General features: G+C 67.3%; 20 protein-coding genes and 2 rRNA genes. 18 read left to right on the top strand and 4 right to left on the bottom strand.

From position 1 onward, the window contains the following. Positions 1–285: 285 nt before the first annotated feature. From OG226_RS22835 to OG226_RS22785, 11 genes are all read left to right on the top strand, one after another. Positions 286–3,408, top strand: a 23S ribosomal RNA gene (locus OG226_RS22835). A 92-nt stretch (positions 3,409–3,500) separates the two neighbouring features. After that, a 5S ribosomal RNA gene (gene rrf / locus OG226_RS22830) occupies positions 3,501–3,617 on the top strand. A 66-nt stretch (positions 3,618–3,683) separates the two neighbouring features. Continuing rightward, positions 3,684–4,328 carry an HAD family hydrolase gene (locus tag OG226_RS22825; protein ID WP_328680421.1) on the top strand — a complete coding sequence of 215 codons (645 nt, stop codon included), beginning with the start codon at positions 3,684–3,686 and terminating at the stop codon, positions 4,326–4,328. A 93-nt stretch (positions 4,329–4,421) separates the two neighbouring features. Next, positions 4,422–5,117 carry a VC0807 family protein gene (locus OG226_RS22820; protein ID WP_329349869.1) on the top strand — a complete coding sequence of 232 codons (696 nt, stop codon included), beginning with the start codon at positions 4,422–4,424 and terminating at the stop codon, positions 5,115–5,117. Between the two features lie 67 nt (positions 5,118–5,184). Next, complete coding sequence (locus tag OG226_RS22815) at positions 5,185–6,396, top strand: MFS transporter (RefSeq protein WP_329349868.1); 1,212 nt, start codon at positions 5,185–5,187, stop codon at positions 6,394–6,396. After that, positions 6,347–7,519, top strand: a complete 1,173-nt coding sequence (locus tag OG226_RS22810) for an acetoin utilization protein AcuC (RefSeq protein WP_329353476.1) — start codon at positions 6,347–6,349, stop codon at positions 7,517–7,519. Before OG226_RS22815 ends, OG226_RS22810 begins: the two co-directional genes overlap by 50 nt. 793 nt (positions 7,520–8,312) lie before the next feature. Next, the gene (locus OG226_RS22805) at positions 8,313–9,128 is read left to right on the top strand and encodes a phosphatase (protein ID WP_329349867.1); all 816 of its coding nucleotides are present in this window, start codon (positions 8,313–8,315) and stop codon (positions 9,126–9,128) included. A gap of 129 nt (positions 9,129–9,257) precedes the next feature. Further along, positions 9,258–9,470 (top strand): helix-turn-helix domain-containing protein, encoded by a 213-nt coding sequence (locus OG226_RS22800; protein WP_004984898.1) that lies wholly within the window; start codon positions 9,258–9,260, stop codon positions 9,468–9,470. 111 nt (positions 9,471–9,581) lie between these two features. Beyond that, a complete protein-coding gene (locus OG226_RS22795) occupies positions 9,582–9,680 on the top strand; it encodes a 30S ribosomal protein bS22 (RefSeq protein WP_003948845.1) in 99 nt (32 codons plus the stop codon). A gap of 168 nt (positions 9,681–9,848) precedes the next feature. Continuing rightward, positions 9,849–10,910, top strand: coding sequence for an NAD-dependent epimerase/dehydratase family protein (locus tag OG226_RS22790; protein WP_328680414.1), 1,062 nt, complete (start codon positions 9,849–9,851; stop codon positions 10,908–10,910). 14 nt (positions 10,911–10,924) lie between these two features. Continuing rightward, positions 10,925–11,995 (top strand): lysophospholipid acyltransferase family protein, encoded by a 1,071-nt coding sequence (locus tag OG226_RS22785; RefSeq protein ID WP_328680412.1) that lies wholly within the window; start codon positions 10,925–10,927, stop codon positions 11,993–11,995. Between the two features lie 125 nt (positions 11,996–12,120). Here OG226_RS22785 and OG226_RS22780 read toward each other — a convergent pair whose 3' ends face one another. The 3 genes from OG226_RS22780 to OG226_RS22770 form a co-directional block, all read right to left on the bottom strand. Further along, a complete protein-coding gene (locus OG226_RS22780) occupies positions 12,121–13,335 on the bottom strand; it encodes a DUF5667 domain-containing protein (RefSeq protein ID WP_328680411.1) in 1,215 nt (404 codons plus the stop codon). A 235-nt stretch (positions 13,336–13,570) separates the two neighbouring features. Continuing rightward, positions 13,571–14,344 carry an ECF subfamily RNA polymerase sigma factor, BldN family gene (locus OG226_RS22775; protein ID WP_026151088.1) on the bottom strand — a complete coding sequence of 258 codons (774 nt, stop codon included), beginning with the start codon at positions 14,342–14,344 and terminating at the stop codon, positions 13,571–13,573. 315 nt (positions 14,345–14,659) lie between these two features. Beyond that, positions 14,660–15,604 (bottom strand): HAD family hydrolase, encoded by a 945-nt coding sequence (locus OG226_RS22770; RefSeq protein ID WP_328680407.1) that lies wholly within the window; start codon positions 15,602–15,604, stop codon positions 14,660–14,662. Between the two features lie 105 nt (positions 15,605–15,709). Here OG226_RS22770 and OG226_RS22765 point away from each other — a divergent pair, with 105 nt between their 5' ends. The 7 genes from OG226_RS22765 (at position 15,710) to OG226_RS22735 (ending at position 23,271) form a co-directional block, all read left to right on the top strand. After that, complete coding sequence (locus tag OG226_RS22765) at positions 15,710–15,958, top strand: glutaredoxin family protein (RefSeq protein ID WP_328680405.1); 249 nt, start codon at positions 15,710–15,712, stop codon at positions 15,956–15,958. 247 nt (positions 15,959–16,205) lie between these two features. Next, entirely contained in the window at positions 16,206–16,967 is a 762-nt protein-coding gene (locus tag OG226_RS22760; RefSeq protein ID WP_328680403.1) for a redox-sensing transcriptional repressor Rex, read from the top strand. Further along, entirely contained in the window at positions 16,964–18,670 is a 1,707-nt protein-coding gene (locus tag OG226_RS22755; protein ID WP_329349866.1) for a glutamyl-tRNA reductase, read from the top strand. Before OG226_RS22760 ends, OG226_RS22755 begins: the two co-directional genes overlap by 4 nt. Beyond that, complete coding sequence (gene hemC / locus OG226_RS22750; protein WP_328680399.1) at positions 18,667–19,626, top strand: hydroxymethylbilane synthase; 960 nt, start codon at positions 18,667–18,669, stop codon at positions 19,624–19,626. Before OG226_RS22755 ends, hemC begins: the two co-directional genes overlap by 4 nt. Next, positions 19,623–21,329: a bifunctional uroporphyrinogen-III C-methyltransferase/uroporphyrinogen-III synthase gene (locus OG226_RS22745; protein WP_266860516.1), complete on the top strand. Its 1,707-nt coding sequence runs from the start codon at positions 19,623–19,625 to the stop codon at positions 21,327–21,329. The genes hemC and OG226_RS22745 overlap by 4 nt, the downstream gene beginning before the upstream one ends. A gap of 328 nt (positions 21,330–21,657) precedes the next feature. Further along, positions 21,658–22,650, top strand: a complete 993-nt coding sequence (gene hemB, locus OG226_RS22740) for a porphobilinogen synthase (RefSeq protein WP_328680397.1) — start codon at positions 21,658–21,660, stop codon at positions 22,648–22,650. A gap of 255 nt (positions 22,651–22,905) precedes the next feature. Further along, positions 22,906–23,271, top strand: a complete 366-nt coding sequence (locus OG226_RS22735; protein WP_328680396.1) for a DUF805 domain-containing protein — start codon at positions 22,906–22,908, stop codon at positions 23,269–23,271. A gap of 21 nt (positions 23,272–23,292) precedes the next feature. Here the strand turns inward: OG226_RS22735 and OG226_RS22730 are convergent, their stop codons facing one another. Beyond that, entirely contained in the window at positions 23,293–23,466 is a 174-nt protein-coding gene (locus OG226_RS22730) for a hypothetical protein (protein WP_329349865.1), read from the bottom strand. Positions 23,467–23,724: the final 258 nt, after the last annotated feature.

Raw genomic sequence — 23,724 nt, 5'->3', positions numbered from 1 at the left:
GGGGTGAGGTCAGAGGCCAGTTCATCGGCGAACGTCCGGTGCTGGTTGCTCAAGGGTGGAACGTTGATTATTCGGTGTCGCCGCTCATCTCGGGCTGCAAGTACTGCTCTTCGGGGCGTGGAAAGCTGACCACGAGTGACGGGGATATTGGGCACGCTGTTGGGTGTCTGAGGGCACGGCCGTGAGGCTGCCTTCAGTGCCGGCCCCAGTGAACTTGCCGTAAGAGGCAGGGTGATGGGTGGTTGGTCGTTGTTTGAGAACTGCACAGTGGACGCGAGCATCTGTGGCCAAGTTTTTAAGGGCGCACGGTGGATGCCTTGGCACCAGGAACCGATGAAGGACGTGGGAGGCCACGATAGTCCCCGGGGAGTCGTCAACCAGGCTTTGATCCGGGGGTTTCCGAATGGGGAAACCCGGCAGTCGTCATGGGCTGTCACCCTTGCCTGAACACATAGGGCAAGTGGAGGGAACGCGGGGAAGTGAAACATCTCAGTACCCGCAGGAAGAGAAAACAACCGTGATTCCGGGAGTAGTGGCGAGCGAAACCGGATGAGGCCAAACCGTATACGTGTGAGACCCGGCAGGGGTTGCGTATGCGGGGTTGTGGGATCTCTCTTTCACAGTCTGCCGGCTGTGAGGCGAGTCAGAAACCGTTGATGTAGGCGAAGGACATGCGAAAGGTCCGGCGTAGAGGGTAAGACCCCCGTAGTCGAAACATCAACGGCTCGTTTGAGAGACACCCAAGTAGCACGGGGCCCGAGAAATCCCGTGTGAATCTGGCGGGACCACCCGCTAAGCCTAAATATTCCCTGGTGACCGATAGCGGATAGTACCGTGAGGGAATGGTGAAAAGTACCGCGGGAGCGGAGTGAAATAGTACCTGAAACCGTGTGCCTACAAGCCGTGGGAGCGTCGCTGTATGTGCTTGCACATACAGTCGTGACTGCGTGCCTTTTGAAGAATGAGCCTGCGAGTTTGCGGTGTGTTGCGAGGTTAACCCGTGTGGGGAAGCCGTAGCGAAAGCGAGTCCGAATAGGGCGATTTAGTAGCGCGCTCAAGACCCGAAGCGGAGTGATCTAGCCATGGGCAGGTTGAAGCGGAGGTAAGACTTCGTGGAGGACCGAACCCACCAGGGTTGAAAACCTGGGGGATGACCTGTGGTTAGGGGTGAAAGGCCAATCAAACTCCGTGATAGCTGGTTCTCCCCGAAATGCATTTAGGTGCAGCGTCGTGTGTTTCTTGCCGGAGGTAGAGCACTGGATAGGCGATGGGCCCTACCGGGTTACTGACCTTAGCCAAACTCCGAATGCCGGTAAGTGAGAGCACGGCAGTGAGACTGTGGGGGATAAGCTCCATGGTCGAGAGGGAAACAGCCCAGAGCATCGACTAAGGCCCCTAAGCGTACGCTAAGTGGGAAAGGATGTGGAGTCGCACAGACAACCAGGAGGTTGGCTTAGAAGCAGCCACCCTTGAAAGAGTGCGTAATAGCTCACTGGTCTAGTGATTCCGCGCCGACAATGTAGCGGGGCTCAAGCGTACCGCCGAAGTCGTGTCATTCATACAATAGGGCCAACGCCTGTATGGATGGGTAGGGGAGCGTCGTGTGCCGGGTGAAGCCGCAGCGGAAGCTAGTGGTGGACGGTTCACGAGTGAGAATGCAGGCATGAGTAGCGATACACACGTGAGAAACGTGTGCGCCGATTGACTAAGGGTTCCTGGGTCAAGCTGATCTGCCCAGGGTAAGTCGGGACCTAAGGCGAGGCCGACAGGCGTAGTCGATGGATAACCGGTTGATATTCCGGTACCCGCTGTGAAGCGTCAAACATCGAGCCCATTAATGCTAAGGCCGTGAAGCCGTTCCGGACCCTTCGGGGAATGGAAAGTGGTGGAGCCGCCGGCCCAAGATGGTAGTAGGTGAGTGATGGGGTGACGCAGGAAGGTAGTCCATCCCGGGCGGTGGTTGTCCCGGGGTAAGGGTGTAGGACGAGTGGTAGGCAAATCCGCCGCTCATTAAGTCTGAGACCTGATGCCGAGCCGATTGTGGTGAAGTGGATGATCCTATGCTGTCGAGAAAAGCCTCTAGCGAGTTTCATGGCGGCCCGTACCCTAAACCGACTCAGGTGGTCAGGTAGAGAATACCGAGGCGTTCGGGTGAACTATGGTTAAGGAACTCGGCAAAATGCCCCCGTAACTTCGGGAGAAGGGGGGCCATCACCGGTGAGAGGATTTACTCCTTGAGCTGGGGGTGGCCGCAGAGACCAGCGAGAAGCGACTGTTTACTAAAAACACAGGTCCGTGCGAAGCCGTAAGGCGATGTATACGGACTGACGCCTGCCCGGTGCTGGAACGTTAAGGGGACCGGTTAGTCACTCTTCGGGGTGGCGAAGCTGAGAACTTAAGCGCCAGTAAACGGCGGTGGTAACTATAACCATCCTAAGGTAGCGAAATTCCTTGTCGGGTAAGTTCCGACCTGCACGAATGGCGTAACGACTTCTCGACTGTCTCAACCATAGGCCCGGTGAAATTGCACTACGAGTAAAGATGCTCGTTTCGCGCAGCAGGACGGAAAGACCCCGGGACCTTTACTACAGTTTGATATTGGTGTTCGGTTCGGCTTGTGTAGGATAGCTGGGAGACTTTGAAGCTCACACGCCAGTGTGGGTGGAGTCGTCGTTGAAATACCAGTCTGGTCGTGCTGGATGTCTAACCTGGGTCCGTGATCCGGATCAGGGACAGTGTCTGATGGGTAGTTTAACTGGGGCGGTTGCCTCCTAAAGAGTAACGGAGGCGCCCAAAGGTTCCCTCAGCCTGGTTGGCAATCAGGTGTTGAGTGTAAGTGCACAAGGGAGCTTGACTGTGAGACCGACGGGTCGAGCAGGGACGAAAGTCGGGACTAGTGATCCGGCGGTGGCTTGTGGAAGCGCCGTCGCTCAACGGATAAAAGGTACCCCGGGGATAACAGGCTGATCTTCCCCAAGAGTCCATATCGACGGGATGGTTTGGCACCTCGATGTCGGCTCGTCGCATCCTGGGGCTGGAGTCGGTCCCAAGGGTTGGGCTGTTCGCCCATTAAAGCGGTACGCGAGCTGGGTTTAGAACGTCGTGAGACAGTTCGGTCCCTATCCGCTGCGCGCGCAGGAACATTGAGAAGGGCTGTCCCTAGTACGAGAGGACCGGGACGGACGAACCTCTGGTGTGCCAGTTGTTCTGCCAAGGGCATGGCTGGTTGGCTACGTTCGGGAGGGATAACCGCTGAAAGCATCTAAGCGGGAAGCCTGCTTCGAGATGAGTGTTCCCACCCCCTTGAGGGGTTAAGGCTCCCAGTAGACGACTGGGTTGATAGGCCGGATCTGGAAGCCCAGTAATGGGTGGAGGTGACCGGTACTAATAGGCCGAGGGCTTGTCCTCAGTTGCTCGCGTCCACTGTGTTGGTTCTGAAACCACGAACAACCCCATGTCCGGGGCCACCGGGTGTGGTGCGGTTGTCTGTTTCATAGTGTTTCGGTGGTCATAGCGTGAGGGAAACGCCCGGTTACATTCCGAACCCGGAAGCTAAGCCTCACAGCGCCGATGGTACTGCAGGGGGGACCCTGTGGGAGAGTAGGACGCCGCCGAACAAATATTGCGAAAACCCCCGTACCGTTTATTCGGTACGGGGGTTTTCTGCGTTTAGGCTCAGTGGTATGCGCTATGACCTCGTGATCTTCGACAACGACGGTGTTCTCGTCGACAGCGAGCCGATCTCCAACAGGCTCCTGGCCGGCTATCTCACCGAGCTCGGGCACCCGACCTCGTACGAGGAGTCCCTCCGTGACTACATGGGCGCCGCGATGCACCGTGTCCACGATCTCGTCGAGGAGCGGACCGGGCAGCGGTTGCCGGACGACTTCGACGATGTCTTCCATGCCCGCGTGTTCGCCGCGTTCGAGCGGGAGTTGAAGCCGGTCGCCGGGGCCGTCGACGTGCTGGAGAGGCTGGTCGCGGACGGGGTGCCGTACTGCGTGGCGTCGTCCGGGAGCCATGAGCGGATTCGGGTGGGGCATCGGACGACGGGGCTGGACGAGTGGTTCGAGGACGAGTGGGTGTTCAGCTCCGAGGACGTGGGGCGGGGGAAGCCCGCGCCGGATCTGTTCCTGTACGCGGCCGAGCGGATGGGTGTGGCGCCGGAGCGGTGTGTCGTCGTAGAGGACAGTCCGTTGGGGGTGCGGGCTGGTGTTGCGGCCGGTATGGATGTGTATGGGTTCATCGGGATGACTCCTGCTGAGCGGCTTGTGGGGGCTACTCGACTCTTTGGTGACATGGGGCAGTTGGCTGATCTGCTGGAATGACCTCGGGCAGGGTGGGGGCGCTGACATTTGTCATGCCGAGGTCCGGACGATCGGTTCTACTGGCGGGCCGGGGCCTCGCGGCAGGCTGAGGGCATGACGACGAACACGGGCTCCATGAAGAAGAACTTCGGGCCGCTCCTCGCGGACGTGGCGGTACCGATCGGGTCGTACTACCTGCTGAAGAGCGGGTTCGGGATGGGCACGGTGGCGGCGCTGGGGTGGAGCAGTGTCGTGCCGGCGGTGCGGACCGTGTGGGGGGTTGTCGCCGAGCGGACGATCAATGCCTTCGCCGCGCTGATTCTCTTCGTGAATGTTGTCGGGCTGGTGCTCAGCTTCGTGGCCGGTGATCCGCGGTTGATGCTCGCGAAGGACAGTGGGATCAGCAGTGCCGTCGGGATCGGGATCCTCGTGTCCGTGGTGATGGGGAAGCCGATGATGACCGCCGGGATGAAGCCCTTCCTGGTGAAGGGCAGCCCGGAGCGGGAGGCCGTGTTCGAGCGGCTGTTGAGCGGGTCTGTGGCGTTCCAGCGGGCCGAGCGGCGGTTCTCGCTCGTGTGGGGTGTGATGCTGCTCGCGGAGTGTGTCGCGCGGATCGTCGGGGTGTACACACTGCCCGTCGACACCATGGTGTGGCTCGGTACGGTCGTGATGATCGGCACGATCGCCGTGACGTCCGTGGTCAGTGGCGGTGTCGCCGTGGGGCCGATGGCGGAGATGATCGACGCGGAGCTGAAGGCCGGGGATGCCCCCTCACCTGCGGTTGTGCCGTCGCTGGCCGTCGCTCGGTAAAGCTGAGCGGAATTCATCTTTGGCTGGATCTACCCACGAGTACGCCGGGGCCCTTACGCTCGCCGCCATGACAGATGTGCTGCGGCGCGGTAGGGCCTCTTTGGCGTTCAGCTTCTTCGCTCAGGGCGCCACCTTCGCGCTGCTCGTGACGCGTATCCCGGCGATCCAGGACCGGTACGGGGTCTCGGACGGGCTGCTGCCCGTCTTCCTGGCCGCCGTGCCGATCCTCGCCGGGGTCGGGAGTGTGACCACCGAGCACCTGGTGAAGCGAATACGGCCCAGCGTGCTGCTGCGCTGGTCCCAGCCCGTCGTCCTCCTGGCGCTGCTCGGGGTCGGGGCGGGCGACAGCATGGCCGAACTGGCCGTCGCGCTCGGGGCGTTCGGGCTCGGGGTGGGTGCGCTGGACGCCTCGATGAACATGCTCGGGGTGAGTCTGCAGCGGACGTACGGACGAAGCATCATGCTCAGCTTCCACGCCGCGTACAGCCTGGGCGGGATCGTGGGGGCCTCGCTGGCCTGGGCGGGGGCGCACTGGCATCTGGCGTTGTGGGTGTCGTATCTGCCGGTGGTGGCTGTGTTGTTGCCGGCTGCCTTTGTGGGGAGTCGGTGGTACGTCGACGGGGGTGCGCCGGGGAGCGAGGCGGAGGGCGCGGAGGCCGGGCCGCTGGTTTTCAAGCTGCTGCTGCCGTTGTGTCTGGTGATGACCTTCGCCTATATCGGGGACTCGACCGTCTCCAACTGGAGCGCGAAGTATCTGAAGGACGTGCTGGGGAGTTCGGAGCAGGTGGCGACCGTTCCGTACAACGTCTACATGGTGATGTGCCTGGTCGGGCGGGGGATCGGGGATCTCGGGGTGCGGCGGTTCGGGGCGGCGGCCGTGGTGCGGCTGGGGGCGGTGGTGGCCGCGGTGGGGTTCGCCGTGGTGGCCGTGGCGCCGGGGGCCGGGGTCGGGATGCTCGGGTTCACGTTGGTGGGGCTCGGGTTGTGTGTGCTGGTGCCGCAGACCTTCGCGGCGGCCGGGCGGTTGTTCCCGGGGGCTTCGGATACGGCCATCGCGCGGCTCAATGTGTTCAATTACGTGGGGTTTCTGATCGGTTCGCCGTTGGTGGGGGCGCTGGGTGACGCCTGGAGTTATCGCGGGGCGATGCTCGTGCCGATGGTGTTGGTGCTGGTGACGTTGGTGTACGCCCGCTCGTTCGCGCCGGAGGAGGGCCGGTACCGTGACGGGCATGAGCGGGCGCGCACAGCTGATGTGGGACGAGGCAGTAACGGGCTATGACTTCGGCCGGGACCATCCGATGGACCCGGTCCGGCTCGCCCTGACCCGGAGACTCGTCGACGCCTTCGGGCTCGACAAGGACGTGGACGTGGTGGCGGCCAAGGCCGCCGGCGATTCGACGTTGCGGCTGGTTCACCGGGAGGACTACGTCGAGGCGGTGAAGGAGGCCTCGGCCGATCCGGACTCGGCGGACGGGGCGTACGGGCTCGGGACCATGGATGATCCCGCCTTTGCCGGGATGCATGAGGTGTCGGCGCTGATCGCGGGGCAGTCGGTGGGGGCGGCGGAAGCTGTGTGGGCCGGGGATGCGCTGCACGCCGTGAACTTCTCGGGTGGGCTGCATCACGCGATGCCCGGTGCCGCTTCCGGGTTCTGTATCTACAACGATGCCTCGTTGGCCATCGCCCGGCTGTTGGAGCTGGGGGCCGAGCGGGTCGCGTATGTCGATGTGGACGTGCATCACGGGGACGGGGTCCAGGCGGCGTTCTGGGAGGACCCCCGGGTGTTGACGATCTCCCTGCATGAGCATCCTCGGACGTTGTTCCCGCAGACCGGGTGGCCGGAGGAGACCGGGGCCGGGAAGGGGGAGGGCTCGGCGGTCAACGTGGCGTTGCCGGCCGGGACCGGGGACGCGGGGTGGTTGCGGGCGTTTCACGCTGTCGTACCGGAGTTGATCGCGGATTTCCGGCCGCAGGTGCTGGTGACTCAGCACGGGGCCGATACGCACTTCGAGGATCCGCTTGCTCATCTCGCTGTGTCGCTGGATGCGCAGCGGGCCGTGCAGGTCGCGTGTCATGAGCTCGCGCACGAGTACGCGGACGGGAAGTGGGTCGCGCTCGGTGGGGGCGGTTATGCCGTGGTGGAGGTGGTGCCGCGGTCGTGGACGCATCTTGTGGCTATCGCCGCGGGGCGGGAGATCGCGCCGGAGGCGGTGATTCCTGAGGGGTGGCGGCAGGAAGTGTTCGCTCGGACGCGGCAGTTGGGGCCACAGCGGATGACCGACGGGCGGTGGCCGGTGGCCTACGCCGACTGGGAGTCGGGGTATGACCCCGGGGATCGTCTTGATCAGGCGGTGGTGGCTACTCGGCGGGCGGTGTTTCCGTTGCGGGGGCTGTTGGCGTAGACCTGCGATGGACGTGCGGGTCGGTGGGGGTGGTGGCGCGGGGATTTTTCGCCCCCGCCGCCCCTACCCGTCCCATCACTGGGGGCTGCGCCCCCGGACCCCCGCTTCGGCCTGAACGGCCTTGTCCGCAAACGCCGGACGGGCTGGATCTGGTGCGCGCTGGTTGACGCCGACCGGTGTCGAAGGCGGCCCCGGCGCTCACCCTTCACACGTCAGCCGCAGTGCCCCGAGTCCTCCGCCGACGCGCTGCCGATCGTGCCGCCCCACGCGATGGAGGAGTCGCGGCCGTCGACAAACGCCGGACGGGCTGGATCTGGTGCGCGCTGGTTGACGCCGGCCGGTGTCGAAGGCGGCCCCGGCGCTCACTCTTCACACGTCAGCCGCAGTGTCCCGAGTCCTCCGCCGACGCGTTGCCGATCGTGCCGCCCCACGCGATGGAGGAGTCGCGGCCGTCGACGTAGACCGGGCCGGCGTAGCTCGTCTACGTACCGGAGTCGACAGCAGGGTCGTCCGAGCGGACGGTCACGGCGCGGTTCTTGCCGGAGTTGGCCGAGGGGCAGGATCGTGCGTGCGGCGGGACAGTTTGAGCATGACGGTGTTCCCCCAGTTGGTGAGGTGTCGGTCAACTTGCCTGGGACGGTTGGTCGTTCCGTCCACGCAAGGTGAGACCCGGGAATCCGTACGGTAGTTGTGGGTGCTTTTGCCACTCTCCTGTCACCGGTGTTACGCCAACCGCGCGGTGTTTCCGGGGTTTTCGTCGTGCCCGGGTGCCGGGTCCGTCAGCATCGCTCCCGTGTTGAGCACCGGCGCCCTCCGTGCGCATCTGCTGGCCGCCCGGCTGGCCGGACCCGTGGCCACCTCGCGGGAGGAGAGTCTGCGGAGTTATCGGGCCTTCGCCGCGCGGGATCCCCGGGTGTTGATCGGTCTTGATCCCGAATGGACTTGGGAACAGGGGGACTTGATCCGGCTGATGGCGGACAAGTGCGGGGTTTCGGCCGACCCGACGCACACTTCCGGGCATGATGTGATCGACCCGGAACGGACTTTGGCCGCGTTGGACGCCTTCGCCGATCGGTTGGGGGAGGTAGCGGAGCGGAGTGGGGCCGTGCTTCTCGGGACCGGGCATCCGCATCGGCTGCTCGGGTTCTACGCCGCGTTGGCGGACGCCTTGTCGGCGGCGGGATGTGCTGTTCTCACCCCAGCGCAGGGTCTCTCTGTCGACATAACGACCCGGTTCGGTCTACGCACGTACAACCTTGACTACGTCCAGGGGGTCGGGCTGGTCCGTGAACCGGGCCCCGAACGCACCGGTTGTGAGCCCGGCGCACACACGCACTCACCGCTCCCGGTTCGTACCGTGCTGGGTGCGGCGGCGGAGGCCGGCGGGGTGCTTCCGGAGCTGGTGATCGGGGACCACGGATGGGTCTGCGGAGCAGGTCAGCTGGGGTTCGAGGCCATTGGTCTGGCGGATACCGACGACCCCGCGCTGTTCGTGGGTGAGGCCGAGGGGTCGGTGTCCGTCGTCGTTCCACTTGATGACGCCGTGCGGTCCGCTTACTACCGCCCGCTTACCCGCTACGTACTCAATCGAGCGTGTCTGTCACAGTAGGCCGCCGATGGGTGCACCTCTTCCCCACTCGCATCACACGCCCCTACATTGGGGAGTGAGCACGCAACGACGAAGAGTCACCGGAAGGGGAAGCCGGTGACCGTCGAGTGCGGAAGGTTCAGGTGTGTCATGGCTGCAGCTGGCGAGAGGCCTCTGAACGAGGTTCAGTTCCTTACCGTGGCGGAGGTCGCCTCGGTGATGCGAGTGTCGAAGATGACCGTGTACCGGTTGGTGCACAGCGGTCATCTGCCCGCTATCCGGGTGGGGCGGTCCTTCCGCGTCCCCGAGCAAGCGGTACACGAGTACCTTCGCGAGAGTTATGTGGGGGTGGAGACAGCCTGAGGCGATACCTCGATTACGACCTCAGCTCTCGGACGGGTAGGCTGGCCCCTTGTAGGTCGTATGGGCCCATGATGCCCAGCACCGAGTGATGAGAAGTGAGCGAGGGTAGTCGTGGGCTCTGTTATCAAGAAGCGGCGCAAGCGGATGGCTAAGAAGAAGCACCGCAAGCTGCTGAAGCGCACGCGCGTGCAGCGTCGTAACAAGAAGTAGGCGACGCGGCGCCGCGAGAGCGTCTCCTGTGGCCCCCCACCGAATTCGGTGGGGGGCCACAGTTTTGTTCAGGACTTCCGTCGGTCAGGCGGTCATGCGGTCATCACAGCGCAACACCCAACCGCTAGGTTGGCCGCACACGGGTAACTCGGAAGGAAGGCGCTGATCTTGGGGAAGGTCGTGCTCGTGACCGGAGTGGCCCGTCAGCTGGGGGGCCGGTTCGTACGGCGGATCCAGCGTGACCCACAGGTCGACCGGGTGATCGCCGTGGACGCGGTCGCGCCCGGACACCATCTCGGCGGCGCGGAGTTCATCCAGGCCGACATCCGGCAGCCCACCATCGCGCGGGTGCTCGCCGAGTCGGGCGCCGACACGGTCGTCCACATGGACGTGACGGGCACCGCCCTGGGCAGCGGCAGCCGGACCACGGTCAAGGAGACCAACGTCATCGGCACCATGCAACTGCTCGGCGCCTGCCAGAAGTCACCGGTCGTCAAGCGCCTGGTGGTGAAGTCCAGTACGAACGTCTACGGCTCCGCCCCGCGCGACCCGGCCGTCTTCACCGAGGGCACCCCGCCGAAGTCCCTGCCGAGCGGCGGCTTCGCGAAGGACACCGTCGAGGTCGAGGGCTATGTCCGCGGCTTCGCCCGCCGCCGCCCCGACGTCGCCGTGTGCGTGCTGCGCTTCGCCAACATCCTTGGTCCTACGGCGGATTCACCGCTCGCGTCGTACTTCTCGCTGCCGGTCCTGCCGACCGTGTTCGGCTACGACCCGCGGCTGCAGTTCGTGCACGAGGACGACGTGATCGACGTACTGCGGATCGCCTCGCACGATCCGGAGCGGGGCACGCTCAACAGCGGCACCTTCAACATCGCCGGGGACGGCGTCCTGCTGCTCTCCCAGTGCTCGCGGCGCCTGGGCCGCCCGACGGTGCCGCTGCTGCTGCCCGCGGTCACCTGGGCCGGTTCCCTGGTGCGTACGCTGGGGATGACGGACTTCTCCCCGGAGCAGATCCGGTTGCTCACCCACGGTCGGGTCGTGTCGACGGTCCAGATGCGCGAGACGCTGGGGTACAGGCCGAAGTACACGACCGCCGAGACCTTCGCGGACTTCGCGCGCAGCCAGGGCCCGGGGCTGCTGCCGCCGGAGGTCCTCGCGGGGGCCGTCGACCGGATCGCCGCGCTGTCCAAGTCGGACGGTGGCCACCCCCCGACGCCGAGCGCCAACTGAGGAGCGCATCAACGATGGCGGATGCCAAGGTCATTCCGTTCGACGACGACCGGTCCCGCGCGAACGGCGTGCAGCGGCCGCAGCGGCGCCGGAGCACGGGGAACCGGCGCAAGAACGGCGAACCCGCGCTGGTCCGTGAGGTCCAGCCCCTGCCGGGCCGGGACTTCGCGCAGGATGATGTTCCTGTGACGCGTGAGGAACAAGAGCCGGAGAAGCCGCAGGACGAGGAGATCCAGAGCCTCCAGAGCGCCCTGGAACGCCGGGTCGCCCACGGCCTGTCGTTCCTGCGCCGCCGGCTGACCGGGGACTACGACGTCGACGACTTCGGCTACGACGAGGAGCTCACCGACGAGGTCCTGATGCCGGCGCTGCGCCCGCTGTACGAGAAGTACTTCCGGGTCGAGGTCAAGGGCATCGAGAACATCCCGGCGGAGGGCGGCGCGCTGATCGTCGCCAACCACTCCGGGACGCTGCCGCTGGACGGCGTGATGATGCAGATCGCCGTCCACGACAACCACCCGGCGGGCCGCCACCTCCGCCTCCTCGCGGCGGACCTCGTCTTCATGCTCCCGGTGGTCAACGAACTCGCCCGCAAGGCCGGCCACACCCTCGCCTGCGCCGAGGACGCCGAACGGCTGCTGGGCCGGGGCGAGTTGGTCGGCGTGATGCCGGAGGGCTTCAAGGGCATCGGCAAGCCGTTCAGCGAGCGCTACAAACTCCAGCGCTTCGGCCGCGGCGGCTTCGTCTCGACCGCCCTGCGCAAGGGCACCCCGATCATCCCGTGCTCGATCGTGGGGGCCGAGGAGATCTACCCGATGATCGGCAACTCCAAGACGCTGGCCCGCGTCCTGGGTTTCCCGTACTTCCCGATCACGCCCACGTTCCCGTGGCTGGGCCCGCTGGGTGCGATCCCGCTCCCCACGAAGTGGACCATCCAGTTCGGCGAGCCGATCCCGACGGACGGCTATCCGCCGGAGGCGGCCGAGGACCCGATGCTGATGTTCAACCTCACGGACCAGGTGAGGGAGCAGATCCAGCACACGCTGTACAAGTTGCTGGTGCAGCGGAGGTCGGTGTTCTTCTAGTTTTTCGGCTGTACGACGATGGGGCACCCCTCGCAGGAGGGGTGCCCCATCGTCTTTAGGGGCGCGAGGAACTGCGCGACCAGCCCCCACCGACCCGCAGCCAAAGAACCGCAGAACCGGCGGAGCTAGTTCGCGTCCTCGCTGTCGATGCCCAGGCCCGGCAGCAAGCCCGGGAGCAGCGGTGGCAGCGTGACATCGGGCTCGGTGATCGACGGCTTGCTCGCGGACGGCGACTCCGTGCCGGAGGTCTTCGGGGGGTCCAGGAGGCCTCCCGTGTTGCCGCCGAGGAGGCCGTCGCCGGTGGTGGCGGACTCGGTGGGGGTGCTGGAGTGGCTGGTCTCCGCGGAGCCGTCGGTGGTGCTCGGTGTCGTCGAGCGGTGGGTGTCGGCGGAGCCGCCCGTGGACGTCGTACCCGGAGCGCGGTGCTTGCCGGTGCCGGGGGTCGTCGCCGGGGGCTGGGGGAGCAGCGACTGGAGCGGGGCGACCTCTTCGTCTATGGCGTCGAAGACCGAGGAGACCTGGTCGCTGACGTCGCCGAGCTGGACGGGGAGGCGGTCGCGCAGGGCGCCCCAGGCCTCGCGGTGCGAGCGGGAGAACGCGGAGAGGGCCTGGATGGGGCCCAGCGAGTTCGGGTCCTGCTCGTACGCCTCGTGCAGCAGGCGGTGGCCCTCGGACGCGTCGTGGGTCATCCCGGCGAGCGTGCGGCGGATCTCGCCGAGCTGCTCGTGGTCGAGGTGGCCGCTGCGGTCCCGCTCGATCAGCCGGCGTGCCTCGCTCAGGCGGTTGGACGCCTGGTCGAGGTAGGCCACACCGCGCTGGTCGTCGCCGTCGGACAGGTAGTTGAGCTTGAAGTCCTCGATGCCGCGCTTCAGGCCGTAGAGCGAGTCACCGGGCAGGGCGCCCGAGCTCGCCGCGGCCACTCCGCCGAAGGCACCCGCCGCGACCCCGACGCTCAGTCCGCCGGCCGCGAGGCCCTTGGTGAGCCGGGTGCGCGGTCGCAGCTTGCCCAGACCGGTGGCCCGGTGCGCACCCCGGGACCGGGGGGAGCGCTGCTCCGGTACCGAGGGTCCGGGTGCCTCGCCTTGCAGCATGGCCTCGAACGCGGCGACCAGCTGAGCCCGCTGGACCACCTTGACCTCGGGGTCCAGCACGGGTTTGGGCAGCTCGCCGAGACCGGTGGCGAAGGCCAGCATGCGGCCCTGCTCGGTCTGTTCCGCAGCAGCCGGGGCCGGGGCCGGTCCTTCGGACTGCTCGGCCGCCGTGCCCTGGTCGGACAGCTCCTCTTCCAGGGCCTGGGCGAAGGCGTTCGCCCGCCGGTGCGCCGATACGTTCGCGATCACTGGCGGCACCTCCTCTCGCGTCATGACGGTCGACTCCCCAGGGGGTCCTGAGGGTTGCACAGCCTGACCGCATCCACACGATCGAGTGATCGGAGAGGGCCAGGTCGTGACCACAGGGAGCCTGTATCCCGCACAACGAGTGGCGCGGCACTTGGGTTACGGACGACGGATGATCCGACCGCGAACTCAACGGACTTTCACTGAGCGCGAGTTGGGCGTTACCGAGCGTGTGCCGTCAGCGGGCGTCGTCCGGGAGGAGCCGGGCGAGGGTGCGCACGGCCCGGTACTGGAGGGTCTTGATCGCACCCTCGTTCTTGCCCATCACCCGGGCGGTCTCCGCGACGGAGAGGCCCTGCAGGAAGCGGAGCGTGACGCACTCCTGCTGCTGCGGGTTGAGCCGCCGTACGGCGTCGAGCAGTGCGGCGTTCGAGAGGGACTCCAGGACGGAGTCCTCGGGGGAGCGCTCGACCTCGTTGGCGTCGAGCATCTCGCCGGTGGTCACTTCCAGCCGGAAGCGGCTCGACTTGAAGTGGTCGGCCACCAGGTTGCGGGCGATCGTCACGAGCCAGGCGCCGAAGTCACGACCCTGATAGGTGAACGTGCCGATGCGGCGCAGGGCGCGCAGAAAGGTCTCGCTGGTGAGGTCCTCGGCGGTGGCTTTGCCTCCCACTCGGTAGTAGATGTACCGGTACACAGTGTCGCTGTACTGGTCGTAGAGGCGGCCGAAGGCGTCGGCTTCGCCGGCCTGGGCACGCTCCACGAGGTCCATCATCCGGGCGCTGTCGCTGTCAGCGGCCGGACGGCGTGCGGTGGCGGCGCCGGCCGAGCGCCCTCGTCTGCCAACAGCCGCGCCGCCGTCGGCCAGTGCGTAGCACGGGCCTACGGGTGCGGTGGTGGCGAAGGCGGCGGGGACGGCGTACGCGGTGGGGACGAAGCCGCGCAACAGGTCTTGGACCGTTGCGCGCAGCGTAGCCAGGCCCGAGGCGTCAACCCCGACGTGTGGGTACACGGGACTCCCAGAGGCAGAGCTTCCATCACGTGCAGTACCGGAACATTCACCCGTCGTAGCGACGGAGGGGTACCGGATTGCGTCTGAGGAGAATAACGCTTCGTGCAGGCGCTGCTACACCCAGTTGCTCAAATCATCGATTACGTCGCTTCCGTAACCGGTTGACGCCCGATCAAGTACCGCAGAGTGACCGGTTGTTGATCAGAACGGTCCGAATTCAGTCAGGGACCGGGGCGTGTTGTGGCCGTGTGCAGCCAACGTGACTGGACAGGGGGTTACGCGGGTACGACCCGTGGATTGGCTGTGTTTACCGCGTCACCGGCGTCGGCGGTGCAAAGCGATCGCCGCGGCCGTGCCGCCCGCCACCGCGCCCACGCCGGCCGCCGCCGGGATGCCGACCTTGGCCGCTTTGCGGGCCGTCCGGTAGTCGCGCAGCCGCCAGTCCAGCTCGCGCGCGTGCTTGCGCAGCTTGGAGTCCGGGTTGATGGCGTAGGGGTGCCCGACCAGCGAGAGCATCGGGATGTCGTTGTGCGAGTCGCTGTACGCGGCGCAGCGCGAGAGGTCCAGGCCCTCCGCCGCCGCCAACGCCCTTACCGCCTCCGCCTTCGCGGGGCCGTGCAGGGGTTCACCGACCAGCTTGCCGGTGTAGACGCCGTCGACGGACTCGGCGACCGTGCCGAGCGCGCCGGTGAGGCCGAGGCGGCGGGCGATCACGTTGGCGATCTCCACCGGGGCCGCCGTGACGAGCCACACCTTCTGGCCCGCGGCGAGGTGTGCCTCGGCGAGGGCACGGGTGCCGGGCCAGATGCGCTCGGCCATGTACTCGTCGTAGATCTCCTCGCCGATCGACTGGAGTTCGGCGACGCGGTGGCCCTTGACGATGGACAGCGCGGAGTCGCGCGCCTCCTGCATGTGCTCGGGGTCCTCGGAGCCGGCGAGCCTGAACCAGGCCTGCTGCCAGGCGAACTTGAGGAGGTCGCGGGTCTCGAAGAACTTCCGTTTGTGCAGGCCGCGGCCGAAGTGGAAGATCGACGCGCCCTGCATGACGGTGTTGTCCAGGTCGAAGAAGGCCGCGGCTCTGTCGTCGCCGAGGACCGGGAACTCCGGTTCCTCCGCCGCTTCTTCGTCCGCGAGGGCATCCTGTATGTCCTGCGCGTCCTGCGACGACTTGCGCGCTGCCTCCGCAGAGGCCTCGCCTGCCAACACGCTCCGCGCCGTGGCGGAGCGCCTACGGGGAGTGAGCCATCCGAGAGCGGCCATGTCGTGAGCATAGCCAGTTTGTTCGGTGGTTCCGGAGCCGAGAGGTTCGGAGGCTGTGAACTCTCCGCGACCGGGCCGTTAAAGAAGCGCACCGGTGGCGCGAGAATGGTGTGCATGAGTCATCTCGTCACTCTCGTCCGCAAGCCCGGCTGTCATCTGTGCGAGGACGCGCAGCTCGTCGTGGAGAAGGTCTGCGCCGATCTCGGGGTCCCCTGGGAGGAGAAGGACATCACCGAGGACCAGCGGTTGCACGACGAGTACTGGGAGCAGATTCCGGTCGTCCTCATCGATGGGAAACAGCACACCTTCTGGCGGGTGGACGAGGCCCGGCTGCGCCGGGAACTGACCAAGTAGTTCAACGCGCACCCGAACGTCGCTTAGGATCGACGGCGGTTTGGTCTCGGGGGCGGGAATTACGAGGAGTGTGGCGGTTTTGCCCCCTGGAATACGCCTGGGACGCGTGTGCGTGACCCCGGTCACGTTGGCCGGGCAAATCGGACACCATCTTTGTGCACGCGTTCACAAAGACATAGCCTGCTTTCGACGGGGCGGTCTGGGTACGTGTGACCGCCCACAGCCCCGCTCTACCCGCAGGAGCACCGTGGCAACTGGCCGAACTCACCGACCGGCGAGCCGTAGCCGAGGGATTCCCGAGGCCACCGTCGCCCGTCTCCCGCTGTACCTCCGCGCGCTGACCGGACTCTCGGAGCGCTCGGTGCCCACGGTCTCCTCCGAGGAGCTCGCCGCCGCCGCGGGGGTCAACTCCGCGAAGCTGCGCAAGGACTTCTCCTACCTGGGTTCCTACGGCACCCGTGGTGTGGGCTACGACGTCGAGTACCTCGTCTACCAGATCTCCCGCGAGCTGGGCCTCACCCAGGACTGGCCGGTCGTGATCGTCGGTATCGGAAACCTCGGCGCCGCACTCGCCAACTACGGCGGGTTCGCCTCCCGCGGCTTCCGCGTCGCCGCCCTCATCGACGCCGACCCGGCGATGGCCGGCAAGCCCGTCGCGGGCATCCCGGTGCAGCACGCGGACGAGCTGGAAAAGATCATCAGCGACAACGGCGTCTCCATCGGCGTCATCGCGACCCCCGCCGGTGCCGCCCAGCCGGTCTGCGACCGCCTCGTGGCCGCCGGTGTGACGTCCATCCTGAACTTTGCGCCGACCGTGCTGACCGTCCCGGACGGCGTCGACGTCCGCAAGGTCGACCTCTCGATCGAGCTGCAGATCCTCGCCTTCCACGAGCAGCGCAAGGCCGGCGAGGAGGCCGCCAACCAGGCGGCGCACCCGACCGCCGCGCGCCGCGGCGACTCCGCCGAGCAGGGCCCTGACGGGGACGTCCCCGCCGTGATGCCGGCATGAGTCTCCTCGTCGTCGGGCTGAGCCACCGCAGCGCGCCGGTCAGCCTCCTGGAGCGGGCCACGCTGAACGCGGACGCCCAGGTCAAGCTCCTCCAGGACACGGTCGCCGCCGAACCGGCCGCCGAGGCCGCGGTGTTGGCCACCTGCAACCGCATCGAGCTCTACGCCGACGTGGACAAGTTCCACGCGGGCGTCGCGGAGTTGTCCACGCTGCTCGCCCAGCACAGCGGCGTCGGCCTGGACGAGCTCACTCCTTATCTCTACGTGCACTACGAGGACCGGGCCGTCCACCACCTCTTCTCGGTGGCCTGCGGCCTCGACTCGATGGTCGTCGGCGAGGGCCAGATCCTCGGCCAGATCAAGGACTCCCTCGCCACGGCGCAGGAACTGCACTCCGCCGGGCGGCTGTTGAACGAGCTGTTCCAGCAGGCCCTCCGGGTCGGCAAGCGCGCCCACTCCGAGACCGGCATCGACCGCGCGGGCCAGTCCCTGGTCACCTTCGGCCTTCAACAGCTCTCCTCCGGCACGGCGGTTGAGGCCTGGGCCAAGGGGAAACGGGCCCTGGTCATCGGCGCCGGCTCCATGTCGTCGCTGGCCGCCGCGACCCTCGCGCGGGCCGGGGTCGCCGAGATCGTCGTCGCCAACCGCACCTCCGACCGCGCCGAGCGGCTCGCCCAGATCATCACCGAGAGCCCCGAAACGGACGTGTCCGCCCGCGCGGTACCGATGGGTTCGGTGCCGTTCGAGCTGACACGTGCCGATGTGGCCGTGTCCTGCACGGGCGCGACGGGGCTGGTCCTGACGGCCGACACGGTCGCGGACGCGGTCGAGGGCCGGGTGTCGCAGGATGCCGCGATCGGTCGTACGGCCGTAGCGGATGTCGTGCGGGACGAGCTTCCGCCGACGTCCGTCGGGAGCGAGGACGGGTGTCCGCTGGACCTGTCCGCGGTGCAGGGGGCGAGTGGCTTCTCCGTGATGGGGGAGGCCGCCGTGGCCGGGATGGACGCGGCGACGCTGGAGCAGCACGCGGCCTGGGTCGGCGGCAGCGCCGTCGACCGCCGCGAGGCGGCCCGGCGTACGCCCGAGGCCGAGGCCGAACTCATCACCGAACTCGCCGCCCTGGCCGCCACGGTCGGGCGGATCCCCGAGCGTCGCAGGCCCGAGCCCGTCGCCCACGTCCCGCGCCCCGCGCCGGTGTTGTCGCTCCTCGACCTCGCGATGCCGCGGGACGTCGACGCGGCCGTGCACCGGGTGGCCGGGGTGCGGCTGGTGGACATCGAATCGCTCGCCGAGGCTTCGGCGGACGCCCCGATGGCGGCGGACGTGGACGCGGTCCGGCGTATCGTCTCCGACGAGGTGGCGGCCTTCGGGGCAGCCCAGCAGGCCGCGCACATCACGCCGACCGTGGTCGCCCTGCGCGCCATGGCCGCCGAGGTCGTGGCCGGCGAGATCGCCCGGCTCGACGGACGGCTGCCCGGCCTCGACGACAAGCACCGCGCGGAGATCACCCAGACCGTGCGACGCGTCGTCGACAAGCTGCTGCACGCGCCGACCGTACGGGTCAAGCAGCTCGCGGCCGAGCCCGGCGGCGCCGGGTACGCGGACGCGCTGCGCACCCTGTTCGACCTCGACCAGGAGACGGTGGCCTCCGTCTCCCGGGCCGTAGAAGACTCTGAGATCAGCAAGAACCGAGGGCCAGCATGAGTAGCAAGGCTTTGAGGCTCGGGACCAGGCGGAGCAGACTCGCCCTGGCCCAGTCCGGGTTGGTGGCGGACGCCGTGAGCCAGGTGACCGGACGGCCCGTCGAGCTCGTCGAGATCACCACCTACGGCGACACCTCCCGCGAGCACCTCGCCCAGATCGGCGGCACCGGGGTCTTCGTGACCGCGCTGCGGGACGCGCTGCTCGGCGGTGAGGTCGACTTCGCGGTTCATTCGCTGAAGGACCTGCCGACGACGCAGCCCGCGGAACTGGTGCTCGCCGCCGTACCCGAGCGCGAGGACCCGCGGGACGTGATCGTCGCCCGGGACGCCCTGAAGTTCACCGACCTGCCCCGCGGGGCGCGCATCGGTACGGGCTCCCCGCGGCGCACGGCCCAGCTGAACGCGTACGCGCGCAGCCACGGCCTCGACATCGAGACGGTCCCGATCCGCGGGAACATCGACACCCGGGTCGGCTTCGTGCGGGACGGTGAGCTGGACGCCGTGGTCCTGGCCGCCGCCGGACTGAGCCGGATCGGCCGGCTCGACGACGTGACCGACTTCCTGTCGGTCGACACGATTTTGCCCGCCCCCGGCCAGGGGGCCCTGGCGATCGAGTGTGTCGCGGACAACGCGAACCTCATCGCGGCGCTCGGCGAACTCGACGACCCGTTCACGCGGATCGCCGTGACCGCCGAAAGGTCCCTGCTCGCCGCCCTGGAGGCCGGCTGCTCCGCCCCTGTGGGCGCGCTGGCCGACCTGCTGGCCGACGGGCAGATTGTCAAGGAAATGCGCCTGCGCGGAATAGTCGGCACGACCGACGGTTCGCGTACGGTGCAGCTGTCCACCACCGGTCCCGTGCCCGAGACGCATGACCAAGCACTGGCGCTCGGTCGCGAACTCGCCGCCGAGATGCTTGCCCAGGGCGCGGCCGGTCTGATGGGGGAGCAAGCCAAGTGAGCCCCACCACTCTTCCCGCCGCCGGTCCTGAACACGGGCACGTCACCTTCCTGGGTGCCGGACCCGGAGATCCGGGACTGCTCACACTGCGCGCCGTAGAGGCGCTGGCGAACGCGGACGTTCTCGTCGCCGAGCACGAGGTGCTCGACGTCGTACGTGCGCACGCCCGACCCGGCGTAGCCGTCGTGCATCCGGATCCGAGTCCTTCTTCGGGCTCGCTCCCGGGCACAGGCACGCCTCAACTAACGGTTGTTGACGGTGCGTCAACAACCGTTGGCCTACCCGCTGTGCGGGATGCGGCACATCTTGTCATGGAGGCCGCGCGGGGCGGCAGGCGGGTCGTACGTGCGGTGTCCGGGGACCCCGGACTAGATACGTACGCTGCCGAGGAAATGCTCGCCTGCGTCGCCGCGGGTGTGCCTTTCGAGGTCGTCCCGGGTGTCGCGGCGGCCGTCGGCGTGCCCGCGTACGCCGGTGTCCCGCTGCGGGACGCGCAGGGGGCGGACGTCCGGTTCGTGGACGCCCGTACCGCGTCGGACCGGTGCTGGACGGAGGTGGGGGCGTCGGACGGCACGGTGGTGGTTTCCACGTCGCTGGACTCCGTGGCCTCGGCCGCCGGTGAGCTGGTGGCCGCGGGCCGTAAGCCGGACACCCCGATGACGGTCACAGTGGCTGGTACGACCACTCGTCAGCGGACCTGGTCCGCGACGCTCGGGACGATCGCGCAGACGCTGAAGCAGGCGAAGGTGCTGCCGTCCCCGGAAGGTGGCCGGCCGGTGATAGCCGTGGTCGGTGAGCGGTCCGCCGCCGCGCAGCGCGACCAGTTGTCGTGGTTCGAGTCCAAGCCGCTGTTCGGCTGGAAGGTGCTCGTGCCGCGGACGAAGGAGCAGGCGGCTTCGCTCTCCGACCAACTCCGGTCCTACGGCGCCGTTCCGCACGAGGTGCCGACGATCGCCGTCGAGCCGCCGCGGACGCCTCAGCAGATGGAGCGGGCGGTCAAGGGGCTCGTCACCGGGCGCTACGAGTGGATCGCTTTCACCTCCGTGAACGCGGTCAAGGCCGTGCGGGAGAAGTTCGAGGAGTACGGGCTCGATGCGCGGGCGTTCGCCGGGATCAAGGTCGCGGCGGTCGGGGAGTCGACCGCGAAGGCGCTGATCGCCTTCGGCGTGAAGCCGGACCTGGTGCCGAGCGGGGAGCAGTCCGCGGCCGGGTTGCTGGAGGACTGGCCTCCGTACGACCCCGTTTTCGACCCGATCGACCGGGTGTTCCTGCCGCGTGCGGACATCGCCACGGAGACCCTGGTCGCCGGGCTGATCGAGCTCGGGTGGGAGGTCGATGACGTGACCGCCTACCGGACGGTGCGGGCGTCGCCGCCGCCGGCGGATACGCGGGAGGCGATCAAGGGGGGTGGCTTCGATGCCGTTCTCTTCACGTCGTCGTCCACCGTGCGGAACCTGGTGGGGATCGCCGGTAAGCCGCACAACGTGACCGTGATCGCGTGTATCGGTCCGGCTACGGCGAAGACCGCCGAGGAGCATGGGCTGCGGGTGGATGTGATGGCTCCGGAGCCGTCTGTGCACAAGTTGGCCGAGGCGTTGGCGAACTTCGGGCTTCGGCGGAGGGCTGCCGCGCAGGAGGCGGGGGATCCGGTTACCCGGCCGAGTGAGCGTCGGCCGGGGGCTCGGCGGCGGCGTACGACCTGAGGTTGAGATCTAGGTTGCGGTGAGTGGGGGCGGGCGTCCGTGGGGGCGGCGCCCCCACACCCCGCTTCGGCCCGAAAGGGCCTCGTCCTCAAACGCCGGACGGGCTGAGAAAACGCGGCCTGTGTTTGAAAGGTGCCGGGCGGGCAGGGGGATGGCGGTCTGTGCTGGAAAGGTGCCGGGCGGGCTGAGGGATCGCGGTCTGTGCTGGAAAGGTGTCGGTGTGCCCGAGAACGCGTAAAGCGTGCTGACGTGCTCGCGATGTATGCCGAAATGTGCGCCGACTCACCGTCGGCAAAGGTGCCCCTGAGGCGGGCGTAGCGTAGATGGCATGACGACGTACGGATCCTTTCCCGGCTCGCGGCCCCGGCGGTTGCGGACCAGCCCCGTCATGCGGCGGATGGTTGCCGAGACCCGGTTGCACCCTGCTGACTTCATCCTTCCCGCGTTTGTGCGGGAGGGGGTCAGTGAGCCGGTGCCGATCGGGGCCATGCCTGGGGTTGTGCAGCACACCCGGGACAGTCTGAAGAAGGCTGCCGCTGAGGCTGTTGCCGCCGGGATCTCCGGGATCATGCTGTTTGGGGTGCCGGAGGAGAGCAAGAAGGACGCTCTCGGGACGCCTGGGACCGACCCCGACGGGATTCTTCAGGTCGCGCTGCGGGATGTGCGGGCCGAGGTCGGGGACGAGCTGCTCGTCATGTCTGATCTGTGTCTTGATGAGACCACCGATCATGGGCATTGCGGGGTGCTCGATGATCAGGGGCGCGTTGACAACGACGCCACCCTTGAGCGGTATGCCGAGATGGCTCAGGTGCAGGCCGATGCCGGGGCCCATGTCGTCGGGCCCAGCGGGATGATGGACGGGCAGATCGGGGTCGTCCGGGACGCGCTCGATCAGATCGGGCGGGAGGATGTCGCCATCCTCGCCTACACCGTCAAGTACGCGTCCGCGTTCTTCGGGCCGTTCCGTGAGGCCGTGGGTTCCTCGCTCAAGGGGGACCGCAAGACGTACCAGCAGGACCCGGCCAACGCACGGGAGTCCATGCGGGAGTTGGCGCTCGACCTGGAGGAGGGTGCCGACATGGTGATGGTCAAGCCGGCCGGGCCCTACCTCGACATCCTGGCCAAGGTCGCCGAGGTCTCGGACGTGCCCGTCGCCGCCTATCAGATCTCCGGCGAGTACTCGATGATCGAGGCCGCCGCCGAGAAGGGCTGGATCGACCGGGACAAGGCGATCTTCGAGGCGCTCACCGGGATCAAGCGGGCCGGGGCGCAGAACATCCTCACGTACTGGGCGGTGGAGGTGGCGCAGAAGCTGCGCTGACCGCCCGCCCAATGCCCGCTGACATCCCGTCAATAGACAACGCTTCGAGATCGTTCCGGCGTCGGGGGGATCTCGGTCCGGGGCGGTTACGGGTTCTGGCGCGAAATCGACGGTCGGTGTGGATGGATGTGACCCCAAATAAGCTTCGGTGTCCGGCACTTATGTGGATTTGACGCGTCCGCATCAGTGTCCTTACCTTCTGCGCCTGGCCTGATCCGTTCCGGATGGTCTGGACGTCGATCCCTGGGGGACACCATGAGCTGGTTCATCGAGGCACTGAAGAAGTACGCGGTATTCAGCGGGCGCGCGCGTCGCACGGAGTACTGGATGTTCGCCCTGTTTGCGGGGATCATCGCGATCGTCCTCGGCGTCATCGGTGTCGTGATCAAGTTCCCGTACCTCGTGATCGTCTTCTACCTCGCGATCCTGCTGCCCGGCCTGGGTGTCACCATCCGCCGACTGCACGACACGGGCCGCTCGGGCGGCTGGATCTTCATCGGGCTCGTCCCGCTCGTCGGCGGCATCATCCTGCTGGTCTTCACCTGCACGGACGGCAAGCCCGGCGCCAACCAGTACGGCCCGAACCCGAAGGAAGTCGGCGGGATCCCGGCGCACGCCTGATCGCACACACCACGAGGCCCGTCAGGGCGTGGACCCCGTCGACATCGACGACGAGGGGCTCACGCCGGACGGGCCTTCGTCGCGTACGCCCATGCCGTCCTTGCACCCCGAGAGCAGCAGCGCCGCGGCGAGCACGGCCGTGGCGACGGCCAGGACACGGACACGGATGCGGGTGCGGGTGGTGCGGCCCGGCATGGGTTCCTCCCGTGGAAGCGAAGCGTCATCGGGTGCAGCTTGGGCGGTCGCGCGGGGCGGGGTCTACGGCTGTCGCCGGATTCGGGACGCCGGGACCGTCCCGCCCGCGCTGACCTGCGGGGATGTCGGCGGATTCGGGCACGTCGTGGGACGCGGGGAGGGGGCCGAGCACCCCGTGGCCACGCCGGCGCCGCCCGTCCCTCGGACTGGGCACCATCAAGTCCCGGCGGGAGTTAGGTTGTTGACCACTGCTCTTGG

Source organism: Streptomyces sp. NBC_01261 (genome assembly GCF_036226385.1).
Taxonomy (GTDB): Bacteria; Actinomycetota; Actinomycetes; order Streptomycetales; family Streptomycetaceae; genus Streptomyces.
The sequence above is the reverse complement of the archived record's forward strand: the minus strand, read 5'-3'. Positions and strand labels throughout refer to the sequence as shown.

What these genes read in the sequence shown, in the direction of transcription:
- OG226_RS22825 (WP_328680421.1), top strand. Translation starts at nt 3,684, where the DNA reads ATGCGCTATGACCTCGTGATCTTCGACAACGACGGTGTTCTCGTCGAC.
- OG226_RS22820 (WP_329349869.1), top strand. Translation starts at nt 4,422, where the DNA reads ATGACGACGAACACGGGCTCCATGAAGAAGAACTTCGGGCCGCTCCTC.
- OG226_RS22815 (WP_329349868.1), top strand. Translation starts at nt 5,185, where the DNA reads ATGACAGATGTGCTGCGGCGCGGTAGGGCCTCTTTGGCGTTCAGCTTC.
- OG226_RS22810 (WP_329353476.1), top strand. Translation starts at nt 6,347, where the DNA reads ATGAGCGGGCGCGCACAGCTGATGTGGGACGAGGCAGTAACGGGCTAT.
- OG226_RS22800 (WP_004984898.1), top strand. Translation starts at nt 9,258, where the DNA reads ATGGCTGCAGCTGGCGAGAGGCCTCTGAACGAGGTTCAGTTCCTTACC.
- OG226_RS22785 (WP_328680412.1), top strand. Translation starts at nt 10,925, where the DNA reads ATGGCGGATGCCAAGGTCATTCCGTTCGACGACGACCGGTCCCGCGCG.
- OG226_RS22770 (WP_328680407.1), bottom strand. Translation starts at nt 15,604, where the DNA reads ATGGCCGCTCTCGGATGGCTCACTCCCCGTAGGCGCTCCGCCACGGCG.
- OG226_RS22765 (WP_328680405.1), top strand. Translation starts at nt 15,710, where the DNA reads ATGGTGTGCATGAGTCATCTCGTCACTCTCGTCCGCAAGCCCGGCTGT.
- OG226_RS22755 (WP_329349866.1), top strand. Translation starts at nt 16,964, where the DNA reads ATGAGTCTCCTCGTCGTCGGGCTGAGCCACCGCAGCGCGCCGGTCAGC.
- hemC (WP_328680399.1), top strand. Translation starts at nt 18,667, where the DNA reads ATGAGTAGCAAGGCTTTGAGGCTCGGGACCAGGCGGAGCAGACTCGCC.
- hemB (WP_328680397.1), top strand. Translation starts at nt 21,658, where the DNA reads ATGACGACGTACGGATCCTTTCCCGGCTCGCGGCCCCGGCGGTTGCGG.
- OG226_RS22735 (WP_328680396.1), top strand. Translation starts at nt 22,906, where the DNA reads ATGAGCTGGTTCATCGAGGCACTGAAGAAGTACGCGGTATTCAGCGGG.
- OG226_RS22730 (WP_329349865.1), bottom strand. Translation starts at nt 23,466, where the DNA reads ATGCCGGGCCGCACCACCCGCACCCGCATCCGTGTCCGTGTCCTGGCC.